Here is a 21,020-nt window from a genome sequence, read left to right on the forward strand (position 1 = left end):
CCCATGAGTCCCGGCGCTGCGCGACACCTGCCGCACGACCCCGGAATCTCCCCAATCCACCCCAACAAGCCCTGATCGACCCGGTGCGGAAGGGGCTGGGCGGCAGCCTCACCCTACCCGGCCCCTTCATACCGTCCGTCAAGAGGCATAGTAGGTGCCCGGTCCGACAATCGAGGCCCGGGGACCGTACTCACCGGCCGGGCCGTGCGGGGAGATACAGGCGGTCATGGCATCACGACGTGATGAGCTCAACGCGTACACCTTTGCGAAGCGGCGCACGGTGGCCGCGTTCCTCCAGCCATCCGCCACGGGCACCGAGGAAGGCGCGCCGCGTCCGCTGCGCGCGGTCCTTCCCGGGCTGATCGTCGGCGCGCTCGTGCTCGCCGGATTCGGCGCCTGGGGCATGTTCAAGCCGACGGCCCCCAAGGGCTGGGCGGAACCGGGGACCAGTGTCATCGTCGGCAAGGACTCGACGACCCGGTACGTGGTCCTGACGACGAAGGTGGGCGGCAAGGACCAGACCCGGCTGCACCCGGTGCTGAACCTCGCGTCCGCCCGACTCCTCCTGGATCCGGCGAAGTTCAAGGTGATCCAGGTCCAGGACAAGGTCCTGGACGCGGGCAACCCGCCGCGCGGCCCCATCATCGGCATCCCGTACGCCCCCGACCGGCTCCCCTCCAAGGAGGACGCGGGCAAGGCCAAGCGCTGGGCCGTCTGCCAGCAGCCGGGCGGCAACGGCCGGGGCGTGCAGACCGCCACCTTCGTGCTCGCCGACCGCGAGGCGGTCAAGACGGACGACGCCCGCAGGCTCACCGACACCCAGTCGCTGTACGTGCAGAGCACGGCCGCGGGCCAGGAGCGCTACCTGGTCGACGCGGCCGGGACGAAGTACAAGTTCCCGGAGGGCACCCCGGCGGCCGGGACGATGACCAACGCGCTCGTCGGCACCGGCGCCACCCCGCAGCAGGTCAGCCCGGAATGGCTGGGGACCCTCAACTCCGGCGACGACCTGTCCTTCCCGCCGCTGCCCGGCAAGGCCGGTACCGACGCCGGCGTGAAGGGTCTGGGCACCGCCGACAACAAGGTCGGGATGGTGCTCAAGGCGCAGACCGGCTCCGGCGCACAGCACTACGTGGTGCTGCCCGGGAAGGTCGCACCGGTCTCCGACTTCGTCGCCTGGCTGCTCATCTCGGCTCCCGCGACCGACGGCCTCAACATGCACGGCAAGCCCCGCGAGATCGACCTCCAGTCGATCAACCCGGACGCCGCCCCGTTCGCCGCCGACGTCAAGTGGCCCCAGAAGAAGACCGAACGGATCAACCAGACGACGCCGCCCGCCGGCGCCCAGTCCGGCGGGGACAACAACCGCGACACGGTCTGCAGCGTCCTGCGCTCGGTCGACGCCCAGGGCAACCAGACCCTGAGCACGTGGGCCGGCACCGGCTTCCCGATCGACATCACCGCCAGCGGGACCAGCGCGTACGTCACCCCCGGCTCGGGTCTGCTGTACACCCAGGTCCAGGGCAAGCAGACCACGGCCGGCGGCTCCCTCTTCCTGGTCACCGACACCGGTCTGCGGTACGCCGTCCAGGCCAACGGCGACAGCGACGCCGAAGAGTCGAAGATCGGCGCCCCCGACCAGTCGAAGGCCGGCACGGACGGCCGCCCCGAGGCCAGCCAGGCGCAGGTCCGGCTCGGCTACGGCAGCGTCAACCCGGCCATGGTTCCCATCGCCTGGTCGGAGTTCCTCTCCAAGGGGCCGCGCCTGAACACCAACTCCGCCCGTCAGCCCCAGGGTTCGTGAGGAAGCCGCCGATGACCCAGACCCGCGCGCCCCGGCGGACCCTCCTGGCCGCCGCCTTCGCCCTCACCCTGGCCTCGGGCGGCACGGGCACGGCCGCCGCCGCGGCCGCCGCGCCCCAGCTCCCGTACACCCTGCGCCTCGACGGAGCGGGGGAGTGCACCTTCCCGATGAAGAAGCAGATCGAGGACCGGCCCTGGGCCCTCCAGCGGCTGCTGCTCGACGAGCTCTGGGCGCAGACCAAGGGCAAGGACAAGAGCAACAACAGCGTCCGCGTCGCGGTCATCGACACCGGCGTGGACCGGGCGAACCCGCAGCTCAGCGCGGCCATCGACACGGGAGCCGGCAAGGACTTCGTCGACCCCAAGGGCGGCGACGGCACGATCGACACCATCGGCCACGGCACCAAGGTCGCCGGGCTGATCGCGGCCCGCCCCCAGCAGGGCACCGGCTTCGTCGGCCTGGCCCCGGAGTCCACGATCATCCCGATCCGGCAGAACGACGGGCAGGGCAAGGGCAACGCCTCGAACCTGAGCCAGGCCATCGACCACGCGGTGGCCAAAGGCGCCCAAGTGATCAACATCTCCCAGGACACCGACGCGCAGCTGTCCGCCGACTCCGATCTCGGCAAGTCGGTCCAGAAGGCCATAGCCGCCAACGTCGTGGTGGTGGCCTCGGCGGGCAACGACGGCATGAGCGGCCAGAAGCGCAAGACCTACCCGGCGGCCTTCCCCGGCGTGCTCGCCGTGGGAGCCTCGGACCGCAACAACGAGCGGGCCGGGTTCTCCCAGCCCGGCGACTTCATCGGGGTGGCGGCGCCCGGCGTCGACATGGTCTCCACCGTCCCCGGCTTCGGCCAGTGCATCGACAACGGCACCAGTTTCTCCGCGCCGTACGTCGCCGGCGTCGCCGCCCTGCTGCGTGCCAAGCATCCGGACTGGTCCGGGCAGCAGATCGTCTGGCAGATCCAGAACACCGCCGAACGCGCGGTCAACGGCCGTGACGACTACGTGGGTTGGGGCATCATCGACCCGGTGCGCGCGCTCTCCCACGACCAGCAGGGCCCCAAGGCCCCGGTCCCCGACCCCGGCCCGCCCCCGGCGGCCGCCCCGGAGGCGGCGCCGATGCGACTCACGGAGACGGCCCAGGAGCGCGAGGAGCGGTTCGGCACGTACGCTCTCGGCATCGGTGCGGTTCTGATCGCCGTCATCGCCGGTACCGCGACGGTCGTCCGGGACGCCCGCAGCCGAAAGCGCCGTTTGCAGTGAACGGTCACAGTTCATCTACGGAAGCGCCCTACTGGTGTTGGGGCTGTCAGATGAACTGGCTAGAGTGACACCAGGCTTCACGAGTGTGATCGGGGGATCGCGTGAAGCGGAGGGGGACCGCCCGGGGCGCGTGGCTCAATTTCCGCGCCAGGCACGTCCGCTCCGCTGCGCAATCCGCCGGTTCTGCCGGCGAATTGAGAAGTGAGGAGCTTCGATGAGCACGAACACCTTCGGACTTGCAGACGATCCGGTCGTCCAGGCGAAGAACAAGATCGAGCAGACGGCCAACGCCGTCACCAAGCAGGCTCGCGAGCTGGCCGACATCCTGGCCACCGTGAGCGCGGGCTGGACCGGTGTGGGTGCCGGCGGCTTCGCCGCCGCCCAGCTGACCCTCAACGACAGCCACGACGAGATTCGCCGGCTGCTCGGCGTCCTGCACAACGCGGTGGCGCAGACCAAGAACCTCAGCAACGCGCAGGACCAAGAGGTGCGTGACGCGTTCAAGGCGATCCAGGCGTCCGGCGGCGGCAACACCCCCCGTTCGGGCCTTGAGGGCGTCTGAGAACACGCCGCATTCCAGCCGGTAGCAGCGAGAAGGAGAAGAACATGTCGGGTAACGACGGGCACACCCGGGTCCGGTATGAGACCGTTCAGCAGATGGCGGACCGCATCCGCATCGTCTCCGGGAACATCATCAAGGACCTGGCCGAGATGGAGCAGGCCCTGAAGGTCGTCACGGACACCTGGGACGGTGAGGCGCACGGCGAGTACGTCAACCTCCAGACCAAGTACCGCGGCAAGGCCGACGTCATGAACACGGAGCTGGAGAAGATGGCCAAGCTCATCGAGCGCGGCAAGGGCGACTACCGCGCCACCGACCTGAAGGCCTCGCGCCTGTTCACCGAGGCCTACTGAGCCCGGTACCCACGTCGGTCCGCACGTGCCGAAGGGGCGCGCCCGCACCGGGCGCGCCCCTTCGCGTGTGTTCCGAACCGCTCGGGTTCCGCTAGGGCCGGTCGCGGTCGAGGTCGAACTCGCCGTCCCTGGCACCGAGTACGAAGGCCTCCCACTCGGCGGCCGTGTACCGCAGCACCGTGTCCCGGTCCAGCGAGGACCGCATGGCCACCGCGCCCTCGGGGAGCCGGGCGATCTCGACCCGCTCCTCGTCCGGGCTGGTCCCGGGCGGCCCCTCCCACTCCACACCGCTGATGTCGAGCGCGTACAGCTCGTCCTTCTCCTGCTGGGTGCCCATGGGCGGCCTTTCCCTCGGTGACGCGGTCTTCACCGCCGATTATCGGGGCTGCGCCACCGGCCGGGACAGGTTTCCCCGTTCCCCCGGTGACCGGCGTCGCCGCCGGCCACCGGGGGAACGCCTCAGATATCGCCCGGCATCCGGCCGAGCTGGACCAGCGACGTCCCCCGCTTGCGCGACATGAAGCTGGCCCGGCCCGGCGGCATCGGACGCGGCCGCACGTTGCCGATCAGATCGCCCTCGGAGGGGTCGCCGGACAGGACGACGCCCTGCGCGCCCAGCTCCTTGATCCGCTGCATGAACGGCTCGTACAGCGAACGCGACGCACCCGCCGAGTTGCGCGCGATGATGAAGCGGACACCCGTGTCACGGGCGAAGGGCAGGAACTCCACCAGCTGCGCCAGCGGATTGCCCTGACTCGTCGAGACCAGGTCGAAGTCGTCGATGATGATGAACACGTCCGGGCCCGTCCACCAGCTGCGGTCGCGCAGCTGCTGCGGCGTGACGTCGGTCGGCGGCTGCCGCCGCGAGAACACCCCGCCCAGCGCCTCCATGTGCATCTGCAGGGAGCTCGCCATCGGCGCGTACTCCAGCAGGTGCTCCTCCGGCAGCGCCCCGAGCAGGCTCCGCCGGTAGTCGCCGACGACCAGACGCGCCTGGTCCGGCGTGTACCGCTCGGAGATCTGCTTGGCGATGAGCCGCAGCAGGTTCGTCTTGCCCGACTCGCTCTCACCGAAGACGAGGAGGAAGGGGTCGGACTCGAAGTCGACGAACACCGGCTCCAGGGCGGTCTCGTCGATGCCGATCGCGATCCCGCGGCCGGGGTACTCCCCGCCCTTGGGCAGCTGGTCGGAGCGGAGCAGCCGCGGCAGCAGCCGTACGCCGGGAGCCGCCTGACCCGCCCAGTTCTGCTTCACCGCGGCCACGAAGGAGGCCGTCGCCTCCGACAGGTCGGCCGCCTCGTGCGAGCCGTCGATCCGCGGCAGCGCGCCGAGGAAGTGCAGCTTCTCCGCGACCTGGCCGCGGCCGGGCATCCCCGTGGGGACGTTCGCCGCGACCTTGCGGTCGAACTCGGAGTCCATCGTGTCGCCGAGCCGCAGCTCCAGGCGGCTGAGCATCTGGTCCTTGAGCGCGGCCCGCACCTCCATGTACCGCGCCGCGGTGATCACCACGTGGATGCCGTAGCCCAGACCACGGGAGGCGATGTCCGTGACGATCTGCTCCAGGCCCTCGTACTCGCCCCGGAAGTTGCCCCAGCCGTCGACGATCAGGAACACGTCGCCCCACGGCTCCTGGGGCAGGTCACCGGCCGCCCGCCGACGCCGGTACGTGCCGATCGAGTCGATGTTGTTCGAGCGGAAGAACTCCTCGCGGCGGTTGAGGATGCCCCCCACCTCCGCGACCGTACGCCGGACCCGCTCCGGGTCCAGGCGCGAGGCGATCCCGCCCACGTGCGGCAGCTCGGCGACCGACGACAGGCTGCCACCGCCGAAGTCCAGCCCGTAGAACTGCACCTCGCGCGGGGTGTGGGTGAGCGCGAACGAGGCGATCAGGGTCCGCATCAGCGTCGACTTGCCCGACTGCGGACCGCCGACCACCATCAGGTGGCCCGCCGCACCCGAGAAGTCCCGGTACAGCACCTCGCGCCGCTGCTCGAACGGCTTGTCGATGAGGCCGAGCGGGACCACGAGCCCACCGGGCCGCGTGTACCCGTCCGCGTGCAGCCCGCGCTCCGGGCTCGGCGCCAGCGCCGGCAGCAGCTGGTCCAGCGGCGGCGCCTGGTCGAGCGGCGGCAGCCACACCTGGTGCGCCGGCACCCCCTGACCCTCCAGCCGGCTCACGATCACGTCCAGCACCGTGTCCGCCAGCGCGTCGTCCTCGCGTACCGACTGCGCCGCCAGGTACGCCGGATCCGGGGCCGCGTACACCACCGGCACCGGAGCCGCCGTGAACAGCGCGGGCCGCCGCTCCACCGGGAACTGCCCCACCGACAGGTCCGGCCCGCCCGAGCGGTAGGTGCCCGAGACGTACGCCGCCTTGAAGCGGGTCATCTCGTCCGTACCGAACTTCAGATAGCCCGAACCGGGCACCGACGGCAGGTGATAGGCGTCCGGCACACCGATCGCGGTCCGCGACTCCGACGCCGAGAAGGTCCGCAGACCGATCCGGTACGACAGGTACGTGTCCAGACCGCGCAGCTTGCCCTCCTCCAGGCGCTGCGAGGCCAGCAGCAGGTGCACACCCAGCGAACGGCCGATGCGGCCGATCTGGATGAACATGTCGATGAAGTCCGGCTTCGCCGTCAGCAGCTCGCTGAACTCGTCGATGACCAGCACCAGCGAGGCCAGCGGCTCCAGCGGGGCACCCGCAGCGCGGGCCTTCTCGTAGTCGTGGATGTTCGCGTAGTTGCCCGCCGAACGCAGCAGCTCCTGACGGCGCTGCAGCTCACCGCGGATCGAGTCGCCCATGCGGTCCACGAGCGTGAGGTCGTCGGCCAGGTTGGTGATCACCGCCGCGACGTGCGGCATCTGCCCCATACCCGTGAAGGTCGCACCACCCTTGAAGTCGGCGAGTACGAAGTTCAGGGTCTCCGAGGTGTGCGTGACCGCCAGACCCAGCACCAGCGTGCGCAGCAGCTCCGACTTGCCGGAACCGGTCGCGCCCACACACAGACCGTGCGGACCCATGCCCTCCTGCGCGGCCTCCTTCAGGTCCAGCATCACCGGGGCGCCGTCCTCACCGACACCGATCGGCACGCGCAGCCGCTCACCGGCCGACCTCGGCCGCCACGTCCGCGCCACGTCGACCGCGGCCGCGTCGCCCAGGTTCAGCAGGTCGGTGAAGTCCAGATTGGCCAGCAGCGGCTCGTCGTCGTCCCCGCCGCCCGTGCGCATCGGCGCCAGCTGCCGGGCCAGCGCCTCCGCCGCGGGCAGCGACAGCGTGTCCGGCACGCCCTCGTACGCGACCCCCGCGCCCGACTCCAGACGCAGCCGGCCCGGCCGCACCACGACCGACAGCCCGCCGCGCGGCTCGTCCAGCTCGCCCGCGACCACCTCGACGATGGTGACGCCCTGCAGGCCCTCGGCCGCGGCGAACACCGAGTCCGGCGGCACCATGCCACCGTCCAGCACGACCACCAGGTGCGGCTGGTCCAGCACCGGGGACACCTCGCGGCTGAACCGCGGCCGGCCCTCCAGCCGGGAGGCCAGCAGCCCCTCCAGCTCGACCAGGTCATCGCCGAACAGCCGCTTCGTACCGGCCCCGTCGACCTGCCCCGGGACCTGCGTGTGCGGCAGCCACTTCGTCCAGTCCCACGCGGGCACCGCACCCGGCGCCGCCACCACGGCCACCATCAGGTCCTCGGGGGAGTGCAGCGTCGCCAGCTGCGCCACCATCGCCCGCGCCGTACTGCGCGCGGACTCCGGCTCCCCGGACACCGTCACGTGGTAGAAGGCGCGGATCGACAGCGCCATCGGCAGCCCGTCCAGCGAGGAGTGCACCTTCAGGAACCGCTGCATCGCGCCCGCGGTCAGCGGCTCCAGCTCGTCCACCGGCGCGGTGTCCGGCGCCACCAGCGGGGTCGCCAGGCGCTGCGCGCCCAGCCCGACCCGGGCCTGCCCGAAGTCCTGGTCGCCGACCCGCCGCTCCCACAGCCGCGAGCCCTCCGCCACCACCGACCACAACTGCTCGGGGGCCGGGTGCAGATACAACTGCGCGTCGCGCTGCGCCCGCGCGGTCCGGCGTACCTGACGACGCGTCTGCGCGAGATATTTGAGGTAGTCCCGGCGCACATCGGCCATTTGCCCCTGCGCACCACGCCGGTGGCGCACCAACTGCGCGACCACCATGGCCACCGTCGACACCAGCATCAGCACACCCATGATGCGCATGAAGGGGGCCGCGCCCGGCATGAAGAAGAAGACGACGGAGGAGCCCATGCCGAGCATCGGCAGGAGCTGCATCAGCATGCCTTCCTGCTGCCCGCGCGGAAGTTCGGGCGGAGCTTCCAGCCGCAGCTCCTCCGCGGGAACCTCAGGCGGCAGGGACCGCGGCGGGCGTTTGACGACGATCTGGCTCACCGGAGCATCAATCCCTCGAAAACGGACGGGACGTCGCAACCGGCGCCCCCAAGTCCCGGGCGCGAAGGGGGTCTCCCCCACGCGACGGTGATCCTACTTGCCGACAGTCGGTCATAAGCCCGGTAGGGTGGCGCGCGCAGCATGCGCATCCGCGAATCGTCCGCCGGTGCGAGCGTCAACCAGGGGGGTCACACAGGTGAGTACGGCCGCAACGACGGGTTTCTGCAGGGTCACCGTCGTGGCCCCCGACAGCCGCATCGACGTCGCCCTCCCCGAGGACATCGCCGTCGCCGACGTCTACCCCGAGCTGCTGCGCCTCACCGGCCAGACCCAGCCGGTGGGCGCCCCGACCGGCTTCCACCTCGTACGCCGCTCCGGCACCGTCCTCGACGGCGCCCGGACCCTCGCCGGCCAGCAGGTCCTCGACGGCGAGGTGCTGAGCCTGCGCCCCTTCGCCGAGTCCCTGCCGCCCGCCGTGTTCGACGACGTGTCCGACGCCGTCGCCTCCGCCGTCGTCCGCGACCGGCACCGCTGGAGCGACGACATGCTGCGCGGCGCGGGCCTGGCCGGCGCCGCCGTGCTGCTCGTCATGCTGGGCTTCGTCCTCTGGTACGCCGATCCGCTGCGCCACGACATGCACGGACTGCCCGGGATCATCGCGGGCGCCGTCGGCATCCTGCTCACCGCCGTCGCCGGAGTGCGCGCCCGCGTCTACCGCGACCGCCTCTCCGCCGTCGCGCTCGGCCTCGGCGCCCTCCCGCACCTGATGATCGCCGGCTCCGGGATCATCGCCCCGGCCGTCGGCCAGGGACCCGGGCGCCTGCAGTTCCTGCTCGGCTGCGTCTGCGCCCTGATCGCCTCCGTCGCTCTGGTCGCGCTCACCCCCAGCGGCGACGCCCCCTTCGTCGCGGCCACCTTCGTCGCCGCCACCGGAACCGTCGCCACCTTCGTGGCCATCGCCACCGAGGCCTCCGCCACCCACACCGCCGCCGTCTGCGCCCCCGTCGCCATCGGCCTCGTCGCCTTCCTCCCCGGCCTCTCGGCCCGCTTCGCCCGCCTGCCCATCGGCTACAGCGCCCCGCAGAGCGCCACCGAGGACTACGAGACCCCGGACCGCTACGAGGCGGAGCCGCACGGTGAGCAGGCCGGCTCCGACCAGCACGAGCCGGGCGCCGCCCCGCTCGACGCCGAGGCCATCGCCGCCCAGGCCCGCCGCGGCCACGAGATGCTGCTCGGCCTGGTCGGCGGCTGCGCCGCCGTCGCTGTCGGCGCCGCCGCCGTCCTCGGCTTCTCCGAGAACACCTGGGGCCGCCTGCTGGCGCTCGCCACCGGCCTCGCCATGCTGCTGCGCGCCCGCCTCTTCCGTTACACCTCCCAGGTGGTCTGCGCCCTGACCGCGGGCCTCGTCGCCATCGCGCTGCTGATCCTGGGCATGGCCCTGCACCCGCCGACCGACCTGCTCGAAGCCCTCCTGCGGGAGCACGACCACAGCGGCCTGGACCTCCGCACGATCTGGCTGACCGCCGCCGTCGCGGCCGGCGCGGCCCTCCTCGCGGGAATTGCGCTTGTCATCCCCCGCAAGGGCCTGTCACCCTTCTGGGGAAGGCTGCTCGACCTCACCGAGGCGGCGGTCCTGCTCAGCCTCGTGCCCCTTACCCTGGCTGTGCTGGACGTTTACTCCCGGGCCCGCGCTCTCACCAGCTGAGACGTCGCGTCCCGGCAGCCTGGTACGCTGTGTGACGGCCGTTTGTGTACGCGTCCCCCGGATCCTCTCCCAAGGGTCTGTGGACTGCGCTCAGCGGACCCCGCCTCCCGAGTAACGGAAGCTCCCCAGAGACTCAGACCTGGGGCACTCGGTGGCAACGAAGACCTAAAACGAGGAGTACGCGTGCCGCTCGACGCCGCTACGAAGAAGCAGATCATCACCGAGTTCGGTGCCAAGGAGGGCGACACCGGCTCCCCCGAGGTCCAGGTTGCGATGCTCTCCCGCCGCATCTCGGACCTGACCGAGCACCTCAAGACGCACAAGCACGACCACCACTCCCGTCGTGGTCTGCTGATCCTGGTCGGCCAGCGTCGCCGCCTGCTGCAGTACCTGGCCAAGAAGGACATCCAGCGCTTCCGTACGCTGGTCGAGCGCCTCGGCATCCGCCGCGGTGCGGCCGGCGCCAAGTAACACGCCGTGAAGGGAGCGGTTCCCACATCAGGGGGCCGCTCCCTTTGCTGTACGTGCGGACAGGACCGGACCCTTTGTAGTCTGGAACGGACGCACGTGCGCGTCTGAGGAAGACGCGCACAACTGAAGAGGAGGAGCGCCCTCCCACGCCGCCGGTCCTCGGTAGTGGCACCCGGAATGCCCCCAGGGGGCAACGAACCGGATGCTTCGATCGAAGACCGGCCCGCACGCCAGGAGCGCTTCTCCGCAACCGTCCACCGCCACACGGGCGGCGGACGGAGACGACGAAAATGGAGAAAACGCTAGTGGAGAACGAGACCCACTACGCCGAGGCCGTCATTGACAACGGTTCCTTCGGCACCCGCACCATCCGCTTCGAGACGGGCCGTCTGGCCCGCCAGGCCGCCGGCTCCGCCGTTGCCTACCTGGACGACGACACGATGGTGCTGTCCGCCACCACCGCGTCGAAGAAGCCCAAGGACCAGCTCGACTTCTTCCCCCTGACGGTCGACGTCGAGGAGCGGCAGTACGCGGCCGGCAAGATCCCCGGCTCCTTCTTCCGCCGTGAGGGCCGCCCCTCCGAGGACGCGATCCTCACCTGCCGCCTGATCGACCGCCCGCTGCGCCCGTCCTTCAAGAAGGGCCTGCGCAACGAGATCCAGGTCGTCGCCACGATCATGGCGCTCAACCCCGACCACCTGTACGACGTCGTCGCGATCAACGCCGCGTCCGCGTCCACCCAGCTGGCCGGCCTGCCCTTCTCCGGCCCGATCGGCGGCGTCCGCGTCGCGCTGATCCGCGGCCAGTGGGTGGCCTTCCCGACGCACACCGAGCTTGAGGACGCCGTCTTCGACATGGTCGTCGCGGGCCGCGTCCTGGAGGACGGCGACGTCGCGATCATGATGGTCGAGGCCGAGGCCACCGAGAAGACCATCGCCCTCGTCAAGGGCGGCGCCGAGGCGCCGACCGAGGAGGTCGTGGCCTCCGGCCTCGACGCCGCGAAGCCCTTCATCAAGGTCCTCTGCAAGGCCCAGGCCGACCTGGCCGCCAAGGCCGCGAAGCCCGAGGGCGAGTTCCCGGTCTTCCTGGACTACCAGGACGACGTGTACGAGGCCCTCGCGGCCGCCGTCAAGGGTGACCTCTCCCAGGCGCTGACCATCGCGGGCAAGCAGGACCGCGAGGCCGAGCTGGACCGCGTCAAGGAGATCGCCGCCGAGAAGCTCCTCCCGGCCTTCGAAGGCCGGGAGAAGGAGATCTCCGCCGCCTACCGCAGCCTGACCAAGGCCCTGGTGCGCGAGCGCGTCATCAAGGACAAGGTCCGCATCGACGGCCGCGGGCTCACGGACATCCGTACCCTCGCCGCCGAGGTCGAGGCCATCCCGCGCGTGCACGGCTCGGCGCTGTTCGAGCGTGGCGAGACCCAGATCCTGGGCGTCACCACCCTCAACATGCTCCGCATGGAGCAGCAGCTGGACACCCTCTCCCCGGTGACCCGCAAGCGCTACATGCACAACTACAACTTCCCGCCGTACTCCGTCGGTGAGACCGGCCGCGTCGGTTCGCCGAAGCGCCGCGAGATCGGCCACGGCGCGCTCGCCGAGCGCGCGATCGTGCCGGTCCTCCCGACCCGCGAGGAGTTCCCCTACGCGATCCGCCAGGTGTCCGAGGCCCTCGGCTCCAACGGTTCGACGTCCATGGGCTCGGTCTGCGCCTCCACCATGTCGCTGCTGAACGCCGGTGTGCCCCTCAAGGCCCCCGTCGCCGGTATCGCCATGGGCCTGATCTCCCAGGAGATCGACGGCAAGACCCACTACGTCGCCCTCACCGACATCCTCGGTGCGGAGGACGCGTTCGGCGACATGGACTTCAAGGTCGCCGGCACCAAGGAGTTCGTCACCGCGCTCCAGCTGGACACCAAGCTCGACGGCATCCCGGCCTCCGTCCTGGCCGCCGCCCTCAAGCAGGCCCGCGACGCCCGCCTCCACATCCTCGACGTGATGATGGAAGCGATCGACACGCCGGACGCGATGTCCCCGTTCGCCCCGCGGATCATCACCGTCAAGATCCCCGTGGACAAGATCGGTGAGGTCATCGGCCCCAAGGGCAAGATGATCAACCAGATCCAGGAGGACACCGGCGCCGAGATCACGATCGAGGACGACGGCACCATCTACATCGGTGCCTCCGACGGCCCGGCCGCCGAGGCCGCCCGCGCCACGATCAACTCGATCGCCAACCCGACCATGCCGGAGGTCGGCGAGCGCTACCTGGGTACGGTCGTCAAGACCACCACCTTCGGTGCCTTCGTCTCCCTGATGCCCGGCAAGGACGGCCTGCTGCACATCTCGCAGATCCGCAAGCTCGCCGGTGGCAAGCGCGTGGAGAACGTCGAGGACGTGCTCGCGGTCGGCACCAAGGTCCAGGTGGAGATCGCCGAGATCGACCAGCGCGGCAAGCTCTCCCTGATCCCCGTGATCGACGGCGAAGCCGCCGGTGACGACGCTGACAAGGACGACTCCGACAAGTGATGTCGCGTAGTTCCCGTGTGACGGCCCGCCCCTCTTCGGAGGGGCGGGCCGTCGCCCGTACCCAAACCCTCCTCAAGGGCAGCAACGGCATCGGCACCGTCCGGCGCACGGTCCTGCCCGGCGGACTGCGCATCGTCACCGAGACGCTGCCCTCCGTCCGCTCCGCCACCTTCGGCATCTGGGCGCACGTCGGCTCCCGTGACGAGACGCCCACGCTGAACGGCGCCACGCACTACCTGGAGCACCTCCTCTTCAAGGGCACCCACCAGCGCAGCGCCCTCGACATCTCCTCCGCGATCGACGCGGTCGGCGGCGAGATGAACGCATTCACGGCGAAGGAGTACACCTGCTACTACGCCCGGGTGCTCGACACCGACCTGCCGCTGGCCATCGACGTGGTCTGCGACATGCTCACCGGCTCGCTGATCCGCGAGGAGGACGTCGACGCCGAGCGCGGCGTCATCCTCGAAGAGATCGCGATGACCGAGGACGACCCGGGCGACATGGTGCACGACCTGTTCGCGCAGACCATGTACGGGGACACCCCCCTGGGACGCCCGGTCCTCGGCACCGTCGACACGATCAACGCGCTCGGCGCCGACCGGATCCGCCGCTTCTACAAGAAGCACTACGACCCGACGCACCTGGTCGTGGCCGCCGCCGGCAACGTCGACCACAACAAGGTCGTGCGCCAGGTCCGCGCCGCCTTCGAGAAGGCCGGCGCGCTGACCCGCACCGACGCCGAGCCGATCGGCCCGCGCAGCGGCACCAAGCGCATCCGCACCGCCGGCCGCGTCGACCTGGTGAACCGCAGGACCGAGCAGGCCCACGTGGTCCTCGGCATGCCCGGCCTCGCCCGTACCGACGAGCGCCGCTGGGCGCTCGGCGTGCTGAACACCGCCCTCGGCGGCGGCATGTCCTCGCGCCTGTTCCAGGAGGTCCGCGAGAAGCGCGGCCTCGCGTACAGCGTGTACTCGTACACCTCGGGCTTCGCCGACACCGGCCTCTTCGGCGTCTACGCGGGCTGCCGCCCCAACCAGGTGCACGACGTGCTCCGGATCTGCCGCGACGAGCTCGACAAGGTCGCGACCGAAGGACTGGCGGACGACGAGATCAAGCGGGCCATCGGCCAGCTCTCCGGATCCACCGTCCTCGGCCTGGAGGACACCGGCGCGATCATGAACCGCATCGGCAAGAGCGAGCTGTGCTGGGGCGACCAGATGTCGGTCGACGACATGCTGGCCCGGATCGCCGCCGTGACCCCCGACGACGTCCGCTCGGTCGCACAGGATGTACTGGCCCAGCGGCCCTCGCTCGCGGTGATCGGCCCGCTGAAGGAGAAGCAGGCCGCCCGTCTCGACGAAGCGGTCGTTTAGGGGGTGTCTTGCCGATCATGCCGTGCTCGCGGTGGCCGGCACCGCGCCTCGCCGCGTTGTCCTCGGTCGGCGACGCTCCGCGTCGCCTCCCTCGTCCGCCTTGCGATATACGGCACCGGCCGCCGCTCCCTGATCCGGCCTGATCGGCAAGTCACCCCCTAGTTCCGTACGTGAGTAAGGAAGCAATATGAGCAAGCTGCGCGTGGCAGTCCTCGGCGCCCAGGGCCGGATCGGCGCCGAGGCCGTCAAGGCGGTCGAGGCCGCCGAGGACATGGAACTGGTCGCGGCGCTCGGCCGCGGCGACAAGCTGGAGACGCTGGCCGACGCCGGCGCCCAGGTCGCGGTCGAGCTGACCACCCCGGCATCGGTGATGGGGAACCTGGACTTCCTCATCCGTCACGGCATCCACGGAGTGGTCGGTACCACCGGCTGGACCGAGGACCGCCTCGCGCAGCTGGGCACCTGGCTCGACGGTTCGCCGGAGACCGGTGTGCTCATCGCCCCGAACTTCTCCATCGGCGCCGTCCTCACCATGAAGTTCGCCGCCCAGGCCGCCCGCTACTTCGAGTCCGTCGAGGTCGTCGAGCTGCACCACCCCAACAAGGTCGACGCCCCCTCCGGCACGGCGACCCGTACGGCGCAGCTCATCGCGGCAGCCCGCGCCGAGGCCGGCCTCGGCGCCCAGCCCGACGCCACCGCCACCGCCCTCGACGGCGCGCGCGGCGCGGACGTCGACGGGGTCCCGGTGCACGCCGTCCGCCTGCGCGGCCTGCTGGCCCACCAGGAGGTGCTCCTCGGAGGCGAGGGCGAGACCCTGACCATCCGTCACGATTCCCTGCACCACAGCAGCTTCATGCCGGGCATCCTGCTCGGCGTGCGCCGAGTGGCGCAGACCCCGGGCCTCACCTTCGGCCTGGAACACTTCCTCGACCTGGGCTGACGGACTGATTTCACGATGCGCGCGAAGATCACGTACTTCCTCACGGCCACCGTCCTGGTGGTCTACTTCGTCCTGGTCGGCAGCCGGGGCCTGATGCTGATCCAGCACGGAACCCTGCTCACGGTCACCTTCGGGGTGGCCGTCCTGATCCTGCCGGTCATCGGCGTCTGGTTCCTCTGGCAGAACACCCGGTTCGTCACGCGGGCCAACCACCTCGCGACCGAGCTGGAGGCCGAGGGCGGGCTGCCCGTCGACGAGCTGGAGCGGGACGGTTACGGGCGGATCCTGCGGGACTCCGCCGACGAGGTCTTCGCGCGCCGCAAGGCCGAGACGGAGGACGCGCCGGGGGACTGGCGCAGCTGGTTCCGGCTCGCCGTCGCCTACCACGACGCCCGGGACACCCCGCGGGCGCGCAAGGCGATGCAGCGGGCGATCGCCCTCCACGACAAGAAGCCCGTACAGGTCTGATCCCCGTACGGGCTTCCGGAGGCGGTTCGGGCCGGTCAGGCGGCCACGGGCCGGTACTCGTCGGCCCAGGCACCCACCGTGTCGACGGCCCGGTCGAACGCCTCGGTCCGCGACAGGAAGTCGGCGTTGTGGTCGGTCAGCAGCACCGGCGGCTCGGCCCCGCCCTGCGCGGACATCGTCAGCGCCTGCCCCTGTACGGTCCTCGGCAGCCCGAGCCAGCGCACCGGCTGCTGCACCGTACGGAGCTCGCCGATCTCGCTCCACGCGGTGGTGCGAGTCACGAAGAACCCCACCCGGCGCAGGCCCGCGGGGCTCACCCACACGCCGACGCGCAGGGTCTGCACCGCCGACCCGACGACCGCGAGGGCGGCGATCAGGCAGACGAGGGCCCCGCCCCAGCCGCCCGCGAAGGCGACGATCATCGTGGCCAGCAGCATGAAGGCCGACAGCAGGAGCAGCAGCGCGCCGATGCCCACGCGCCAGGGGCCGGGCCGGTAGGGCCGACGCCAGCGGTCCTGGTCGGCATGGGCCAGGATCTCGTCGCCGTCGCCGTCGTCATCCACATCGGATACGCCGTCGGCCGTCAAGAAGGGCAGGGGCACGGCTGGACCTCACTCACATGCACGTTCGGTTGGGCTGTGCCCGTGAGGCTACCGCCCCTGGGACGCCTCCGACTGCTGCGACTTCTCCGGCGCCTTGCTCGGCTGCAGTGCGGGCATACCGAGGAGCAGTGAGCCGGCGAGCCCCGCAACCACGGTCAGTCCGACCAGAGTACGGGCGGCCAACTGGGTCCAGCCCAGACGTTCGCGCGGCGGCGGAGTGACGTTGCTTCGGAAACGGTCGGCCTCGGAGACGAAGGCGAACGGGACGGGTTCGCGCCGGAGGAACATCAGAGCGCATCTCCTCGGGGTGGATGGGTGTGCGTTCTCCTAGGTAGGACGTACGGGCCCGTCAATCGGTGCCGGATTTCGGGGCATCAGGAAGAATTCATGGCTGTGCGTCAGCTGTACGACGCCTTGCACGGCCCCCACGCGGCCTTCGCCCGCCGCGTGCGTCTGCGCAGGCCGTGCGAGGGGCGCCGTAGAGTGGGCGCGCCCCAGGACGCACGTTTGGAAGGACCCCCGGTGAGCGTAACCGCCGCTTCAGATCTGAAACCCAGCTTCCGCAGTGACGTGACGGTGGAGCTGGTGAAGCACTCCGCCGCCGACTCCGACGTACTGTGGGCCGCTCGCGTCTCCACGGCCGGCGAGCAGTCGCTGGAGGAGCTGCAGAAGGACCCGGAGCGCTCCAAGGGCCTCATCAACTACCTGATGCGCGACCGCCACGGCAGCCCGTTCGAGCACAACTCGATGACCTTCTTCATCAGCGCCCCGATCTTCGTCTTCCGCGAGTTCATGCGCCACCGCGTGGGCTGGTCGTACAACGAGGAGTCGGGCCGCTACAGGGAGCTCGAACCGGTCTTCTACGTCCCTGACGCCGAGCGCAAGCTGGTCCAGGAGGGCCGCCCGGGCAAGTACGTCTTCGTCGAGGGCACCCAGGCGCAGCAGGAACTGACCGGCCGCGTCATGGAGGACTCGTACGTGCAGGCCTACGAGGCCTACCGCGAGATGCTCGCCGCGGGCGTGGCCCGGGAGGTTGCCCGTTCGGTCCTGCCGGTCGGTCTTTTCTCCTCGATGTACGCCACCTGCAACGCGCGCTCGCTGATGCACTTCCTCGGTCTGCGTACGCAGCACGAGCTCGCGGCGGTCCCGTCCTTCCCGCAGCGGGAGATCGAGATGGTCGGCGAGAAGATGGAGCAGCACTGGGCGAAGCTCATGCCGCTGACGTACGCGGCCTACAACGGCAACGGTCGCGTTGCCCCGTAAGGGCCGGTACACCCGCGGCGTACTGATGTACGGCGTCAAGTCCTAAGTGTCCGTATTGCGACGTTTCGTAAAGTTCATCTAGGCTGATCAAACGGACCCGGCACTGCTTGAACCCCCGAGCAGGCAGTGCCGGCGTCCAACACCCCGTTGACGTCCCCCGAGGGGACACCGCGAGCATGGCAGCGAGTAGCGTGTTACCCATGGCTCCGATCTCGACTCCGCAGACCCCCTTCGGGCGGGTCCTCACCGCCATGATCACGCCGTTTACGGCGGATGGCGTACTCGACCTCGACGGCGCGCAGCGGCTCGCCGTCCACCTGGTGGACGCAGGCAACGACGGCCTGATCATCAACGGCACCACCGGTGAGTCGCCGACCACCACCGACGCGGAGAAAAACGACCTCGTACGAGCCGTGCTCGAAGCCGTCGGAGACCGCGCCCACGTGGTCGCAGGCATCGGCACCAACGACACCCGCCACACCCTTGAGCTGGCCCGCCAGGCCGAGCGCACCGGCGCACACGGCCTGCTCGCCGTCACCCCGTACTACAGCAAGCCGCCGCAGGAGGGCCTCTTCCGGCACTTCACGGCGATCGCCGACGCCACCGGGCTGCCGGTGATGCTCTACGACATCCCCGGCCGCAGTGGTGTCCCGATCGACACCGAAACCCTGGTCCGGCTGGCCGAGCACCCCCGTATCGTTGCCAACAAGGACGCCAAGGGCGACCTCGGCCGTGCAAGCTGGGCCATCGCGCAGAGCGGCCTGGCCTGGTACTCGGGCGACGACATGCTGAACCTGCCGCTCCTGTCGATCGGCGCGGCCGGATTCGTCTCCGTGGTCAGCCACGTGGTCACCCCCGAGCTGCGCGCCATGCTGGAGGCCCATCTGGACGGAGACGTCCAGAAGGCGACCGAGATCCACCAGAAGCTGCTCCCGATCTTCACCGGCATGTTCCGTACCCAGGGTGTGATCACCACCAAGGGCGCACTGAACCTGCAGGGCCTGCCCGCAGGCCCGCTGCGGCTCCCGCTGATCGAGCTGACCGCCGAAGAGACGGCCCAGCTCAAGATCGATCTTGCCGCCGGCGGGGTACAGCTCTGACAACAGACTTCACAACTGAATAAGAACGAACAAACAAATACAGAACAGCCAACAGCAAGTGCACGAATGACATGCGCGCCACGTGCCTTCCGGGGTACGTGGCGTGCGTGGTGAGGAGACACTTTTGAGCCATCCGCATCCGGAACTCGGTCCGCCGCCGAAGCTGCCCAAGGGCGGCCTCAGGGTCACCCCCCTGGGTGGTCTCGGCGAGATCGGCCGCAACATGACCGTCTTCGAGTACGACGGCCGTCTGCTGATCGTCGACTGCGGCGTCCTCTTCCCCGAAGAGGAGCAGCCGGGCATCGACCTGATCCTGCCGGACTTCTCGTCCATCCGGGACCGCCTCGAAGACATCGACGGCATCGTCCTCACGCACGGCCACGAGGACCACATCGGCGCCGTTCCCTACCTCCTCCGGGAGAAGGCGGACATCCCGCTGATCGGCTCCAAGCTGACGCTGGCCCTCATCGAGGCGAAGCTCCAGGAGCACCGCATCCGCCCCTACACCCTTGAGGTGAAGGAGGGCGAGCGCGAGGCCCTCGGCCCGTTCGACTGCGAGTTCATCGCGGTCAACCACTCCATCCCGGACGCCCTGGCCGTGGCCATCCGCACCGGCGCCGGCATGGTCGTGGCCACCGGCGACTTCAAGATGGACCAGCTCCCGCTGGACAACCGCCTCACCGACCTGCACGCCTTCGCGCGTCTGAGCGAAGAGGGCATCGACCTCCTTCTCTCCGACTCCACGAACGCCGAGGTCCCGGGCTTCGTCCCGCCCGAGCGCGACATCTCCAACGCCATCCGCGGAGTCTTCGCGAGTGCCCAGAAGCGGATCATCGTGGCGTCGTTCGCCAGCCACGTGCACCGCATCCAGCAGATCCTCGACGCCGCCCACGAATTCGACCGCAGGGTCGCCTTCGTCGGCCGCTCGATGGTCCGCAACATGGGCATCGCCCGTGACCTGGGCTACCTGAAGGTCCCGGCCGGTCTCGTCGTCGACGTCAAGACCCTCGACGACCTGCCGGACGACGAGGTCGTGCTGGTCTGTACGGGTTCCCAGGGCGAGCCGATGGCGGCCCTGTCCCGTATGGCCAACCGTGACCACCAGATCCGGATCGTCCCCGGCGACACCGTGATCCTGGCGTCGTCCCTGATCCCGGGCAACGAGAACGCGGTGTACCGCGTGATCAACGGCCTGACCCGCTGGGGCGCCAACGTCGTGCACAAGGGCAACGCCAAGGTGCACGTCTCGGGCCACGCCTCGGCCGGCGAGCTGCTGTACTTCTACAACATCTGCAAGCCGCGGAACCTGATGCCGGTCCACGGTGAATGGCGCCACCTGCGCGCCAACGCCGAGCTCGGTGCCATGACGGGTGTCCCGAAGGACCGCATCGTCATCGCCGAGGACGGCGTGGTCGTCGACCTGATCGACGGCAAGGCCCGGATCTCCGGCAAGGTCCAGGCCGGCTACGTGTACGTGGACGGCCTCTCGGTCGGCGACGTCACGGAAGTCCACCTCAAGGACCGCAAGATCCTCGGCGACGAGGGCATCATCTCGGTCTACGTCGTGGTGGACAGCAGCACGGGCAAGATCGTCAGCGGCCCGAACATCCAGGCCCGCGGCTCCGGCATCGACGACTCGGCCTTCTCCTCGGTTATCCCGAAGATCGAGGAAGCCATCGCCCGCGCCGCGGCCGACGGCGTCGCCGAGCCGCACCAGATCCAGCAGCTCATCCGCCGCACGATGGGCAAGTGGGTCTCGGACGGCTACCGCCGCCGCCCGATGATCCTGCCCGTCGTCGTCGAGGTCTGACCCTCGCCGTAGCGACCGAACGGGAGCGGGGCAACCGGATTTGCATCCGGGGGCCCCGCTCCAGTACGTTTACGTCTCCACCTCGCACGGCACCCCGGCACACACGTGTGTCCGGGCGCGTCATGCGGGCGGGTGGGAATCAAGACCCAGGGAGACCTGATAAAGTCTGATCCGCCCGAAAGGGAAAGGCCTCTCCAACGGCCACCAATTCAAATCCCAGCCGGAAACGGTACGGAAATGTTCTGGTAAGGTTGGAACCGCTGAAAGGGAAAGCGCGAAAGCGAAAACCTGGAAAGCACCGAGGAAGTCGGACACGAAAGAGTCTGATAGAGTCGGAAACGCAAGAACAGAACGAAA

General features: G+C 69.9%; 18 protein-coding genes. 13 read left to right on the top strand and 5 right to left on the bottom strand.

Going from position 1 to position 21,020, the window contains the following annotated elements; genetic code table 11:
* Window positions 1-226 precede the first annotated feature (226 nt).
* From eccB to ACFY0D_RS28380, 4 genes are all read left to right on the top strand, one after another.
* The gene (gene eccB, locus ACFY0D_RS28365) at window positions 227-1,804 is read left to right on the top strand and encodes a type VII secretion protein EccB (RefSeq protein WP_390800860.1); all 1,578 of its coding nucleotides are present in this window, start codon (window positions 227-229) and stop codon (window positions 1,802-1,804) included.
* Between the two features lie 11 nt (window positions 1,805-1,815).
* Entirely contained in the window at window positions 1,816-3,069 is a 1,254-nt protein-coding gene (gene mycP, locus ACFY0D_RS28370) for a type VII secretion-associated serine protease mycosin (RefSeq protein WP_390800861.1), read from the top strand.
* 214 nt (window positions 3,070-3,283) lie between these two features.
* On the top strand, window positions 3,284-3,631 hold the full coding sequence (locus ACFY0D_RS28375) for a hypothetical protein (protein WP_390800862.1): 348 nt from the start codon (window positions 3,284-3,286) through the stop codon (window positions 3,629-3,631).
* Window positions 3,632-3,675: 44 nt separating this feature from the next.
* On the top strand, window positions 3,676-3,984 hold the full coding sequence (locus ACFY0D_RS28380; protein WP_390800863.1) for a WXG100 family type VII secretion target: 309 nt from the start codon (window positions 3,676-3,678) through the stop codon (window positions 3,982-3,984).
* Between the two features lie 91 nt (window positions 3,985-4,075).
* On the opposite strand, the gene ACFY0D_RS28385 is transcribed toward ACFY0D_RS28380, so the two are convergent.
* Together ACFY0D_RS28385 and eccCa are read right to left on the bottom strand one after the other, a co-directional pair.
* Window positions 4,076-4,321 carry a DUF397 domain-containing protein gene (locus ACFY0D_RS28385; RefSeq protein ID WP_390800864.1) on the bottom strand — a complete coding sequence of 82 codons (246 nt, stop codon included), beginning with the start codon at window positions 4,319-4,321 and terminating at the stop codon, window positions 4,076-4,078.
* A 122-nt stretch (window positions 4,322-4,443) separates the two neighbouring features.
* On the bottom strand, window positions 4,444-8,400 hold the full coding sequence (gene eccCa, locus ACFY0D_RS28390) for a type VII secretion protein EccCa (protein ID WP_390800865.1): 3,957 nt from the start codon (window positions 8,398-8,400) through the stop codon (window positions 4,444-4,446).
* 196 nt (window positions 8,401-8,596) lie between these two features.
* Between eccCa and eccD the strand changes: the two genes are divergently transcribed.
* From eccD to ACFY0D_RS28420, 6 genes are all read left to right on the top strand, one after another.
* Window positions 8,597-10,105, top strand: a complete 1,509-nt coding sequence (gene eccD, locus ACFY0D_RS28395; RefSeq protein WP_390800866.1) for a type VII secretion integral membrane protein EccD — start codon at window positions 8,597-8,599, stop codon at window positions 10,103-10,105.
* A 183-nt stretch (window positions 10,106-10,288) separates the two neighbouring features.
* Window positions 10,289-10,576 carry a 30S ribosomal protein S15 gene (gene rpsO, locus ACFY0D_RS28400; protein ID WP_030011220.1) on the top strand — a complete coding sequence of 96 codons (288 nt, stop codon included), beginning with the start codon at window positions 10,289-10,291 and terminating at the stop codon, window positions 10,574-10,576.
* 305 nt (window positions 10,577-10,881) lie between these two features.
* Window positions 10,882-13,104: a polyribonucleotide nucleotidyltransferase gene (locus ACFY0D_RS28405; RefSeq protein WP_351153726.1), complete on the top strand. Its 2,223-nt coding sequence runs from the start codon at window positions 10,882-10,884 to the stop codon at window positions 13,102-13,104.
* Entirely contained in the window at window positions 13,101-14,480 is a 1,380-nt protein-coding gene (locus ACFY0D_RS28410; RefSeq protein WP_390800867.1) for a M16 family metallopeptidase, read from the top strand. The genes ACFY0D_RS28405 and ACFY0D_RS28410 overlap by 4 nt, the downstream gene beginning before the upstream one ends.
* Window positions 14,481-14,667: 187 nt before the next feature.
* Window positions 14,668-15,420, top strand: a complete 753-nt coding sequence (gene dapB / locus ACFY0D_RS28415; RefSeq protein ID WP_301366056.1) for a 4-hydroxy-tetrahydrodipicolinate reductase — start codon at window positions 14,668-14,670, stop codon at window positions 15,418-15,420.
* Between the two features lie 15 nt (window positions 15,421-15,435).
* Window positions 15,436-15,888 (top strand): hypothetical protein, encoded by a 453-nt coding sequence (locus tag ACFY0D_RS28420; protein WP_390800868.1) that lies wholly within the window; start codon window positions 15,436-15,438, stop codon window positions 15,886-15,888.
* A gap of 35 nt (window positions 15,889-15,923) precedes the next feature.
* Here ACFY0D_RS28420 and ACFY0D_RS28425 read toward each other — a convergent pair whose 3' ends face one another.
* Window positions 15,924-16,490, bottom strand: coding sequence for a hypothetical protein (locus tag ACFY0D_RS28425; RefSeq protein WP_390800869.1), 567 nt, complete (start codon window positions 16,488-16,490; stop codon window positions 15,924-15,926).
* A 48-nt stretch (window positions 16,491-16,538) separates the two neighbouring features.
* Entirely contained in the window at window positions 16,539-16,778 is a 240-nt protein-coding gene (locus ACFY0D_RS28430) for a hypothetical protein (RefSeq protein ID WP_390800870.1), read from the bottom strand.
* A gap of 234 nt (window positions 16,779-17,012) precedes the next feature.
* Between ACFY0D_RS28430 and thyX the strand changes: the two genes are divergently transcribed.
* The 3 genes from thyX to ACFY0D_RS28445 all read left to right on the top strand — a co-directional run bounded on the left by thyX (window position 17,013) and on the right by ACFY0D_RS28445 (window position 20,663).
* Complete coding sequence (gene thyX / locus ACFY0D_RS28435; protein WP_390800871.1) at window positions 17,013-17,753, top strand: FAD-dependent thymidylate synthase; 741 nt, start codon at window positions 17,013-17,015, stop codon at window positions 17,751-17,753.
* Between the two features lie 200 nt (window positions 17,754-17,953).
* Window positions 17,954-18,853, top strand: a complete 900-nt coding sequence (dapA, locus tag ACFY0D_RS28440) for a 4-hydroxy-tetrahydrodipicolinate synthase (RefSeq protein WP_390800872.1) — start codon at window positions 17,954-17,956, stop codon at window positions 18,851-18,853.
* Between the two features lie 124 nt (window positions 18,854-18,977).
* Window positions 18,978-20,663: a ribonuclease J gene (locus ACFY0D_RS28445; RefSeq protein WP_390800873.1), complete on the top strand. Its 1,686-nt coding sequence runs from the start codon at window positions 18,978-18,980 to the stop codon at window positions 20,661-20,663.
* A 120-nt stretch (window positions 20,664-20,783) separates the two neighbouring features.
* On the opposite strand, the gene ACFY0D_RS28450 is transcribed toward ACFY0D_RS28445, so the two are convergent.
* The coding region (locus ACFY0D_RS28450; protein ID WP_390800874.1) for a hypothetical protein at window positions 20,784-21,020 on the bottom strand (237 nt) is incomplete at its 5' end.

It is taken from the genome of Streptomyces sp. NPDC001502 (assembly GCF_042894785.1).
GTDB lineage: Bacteria > Actinomycetota > Actinomycetes > Streptomycetales > Streptomycetaceae > Streptomyces > Streptomyces kutzneri.

Bases quoted from the DNA above. Each gene is read 5' to 3' on its own strand.
- ACFY0D_RS28375 (WP_390800862.1), top strand. From the start codon at position 3,284: ATGAGCACGAACACCTTCGGACTTGCAGACGATCCGGTCGTCCAGGCG.
- mycP (WP_390800861.1), top strand. From the start codon at position 1,816: ATGACCCAGACCCGCGCGCCCCGGCGGACCCTCCTGGCCGCCGCCTTC.
- ACFY0D_RS28430 (WP_390800870.1), bottom strand. From the start codon at position 16,778: ATGTTCCTCCGGCGCGAACCCGTCCCGTTCGCCTTCGTCTCCGAGGCC.
- ACFY0D_RS28380 (WP_390800863.1), top strand. From the start codon at position 3,676: ATGTCGGGTAACGACGGGCACACCCGGGTCCGGTATGAGACCGTTCAG.
- dapA (WP_390800872.1), top strand. From the start codon at position 17,954: ATGGCTCCGATCTCGACTCCGCAGACCCCCTTCGGGCGGGTCCTCACC.
- ACFY0D_RS28385 (WP_390800864.1), bottom strand. From the start codon at position 4,321: ATGGGCACCCAGCAGGAGAAGGACGAGCTGTACGCGCTCGACATCAGC.
- dapB (WP_301366056.1), top strand. From the start codon at position 14,668: ATGAGCAAGCTGCGCGTGGCAGTCCTCGGCGCCCAGGGCCGGATCGGC.
- eccB (WP_390800860.1), top strand. From the start codon at position 227: ATGGCATCACGACGTGATGAGCTCAACGCGTACACCTTTGCGAAGCGG.
- ACFY0D_RS28420 (WP_390800868.1), top strand. From the start codon at position 15,436: ATGCGCGCGAAGATCACGTACTTCCTCACGGCCACCGTCCTGGTGGTC.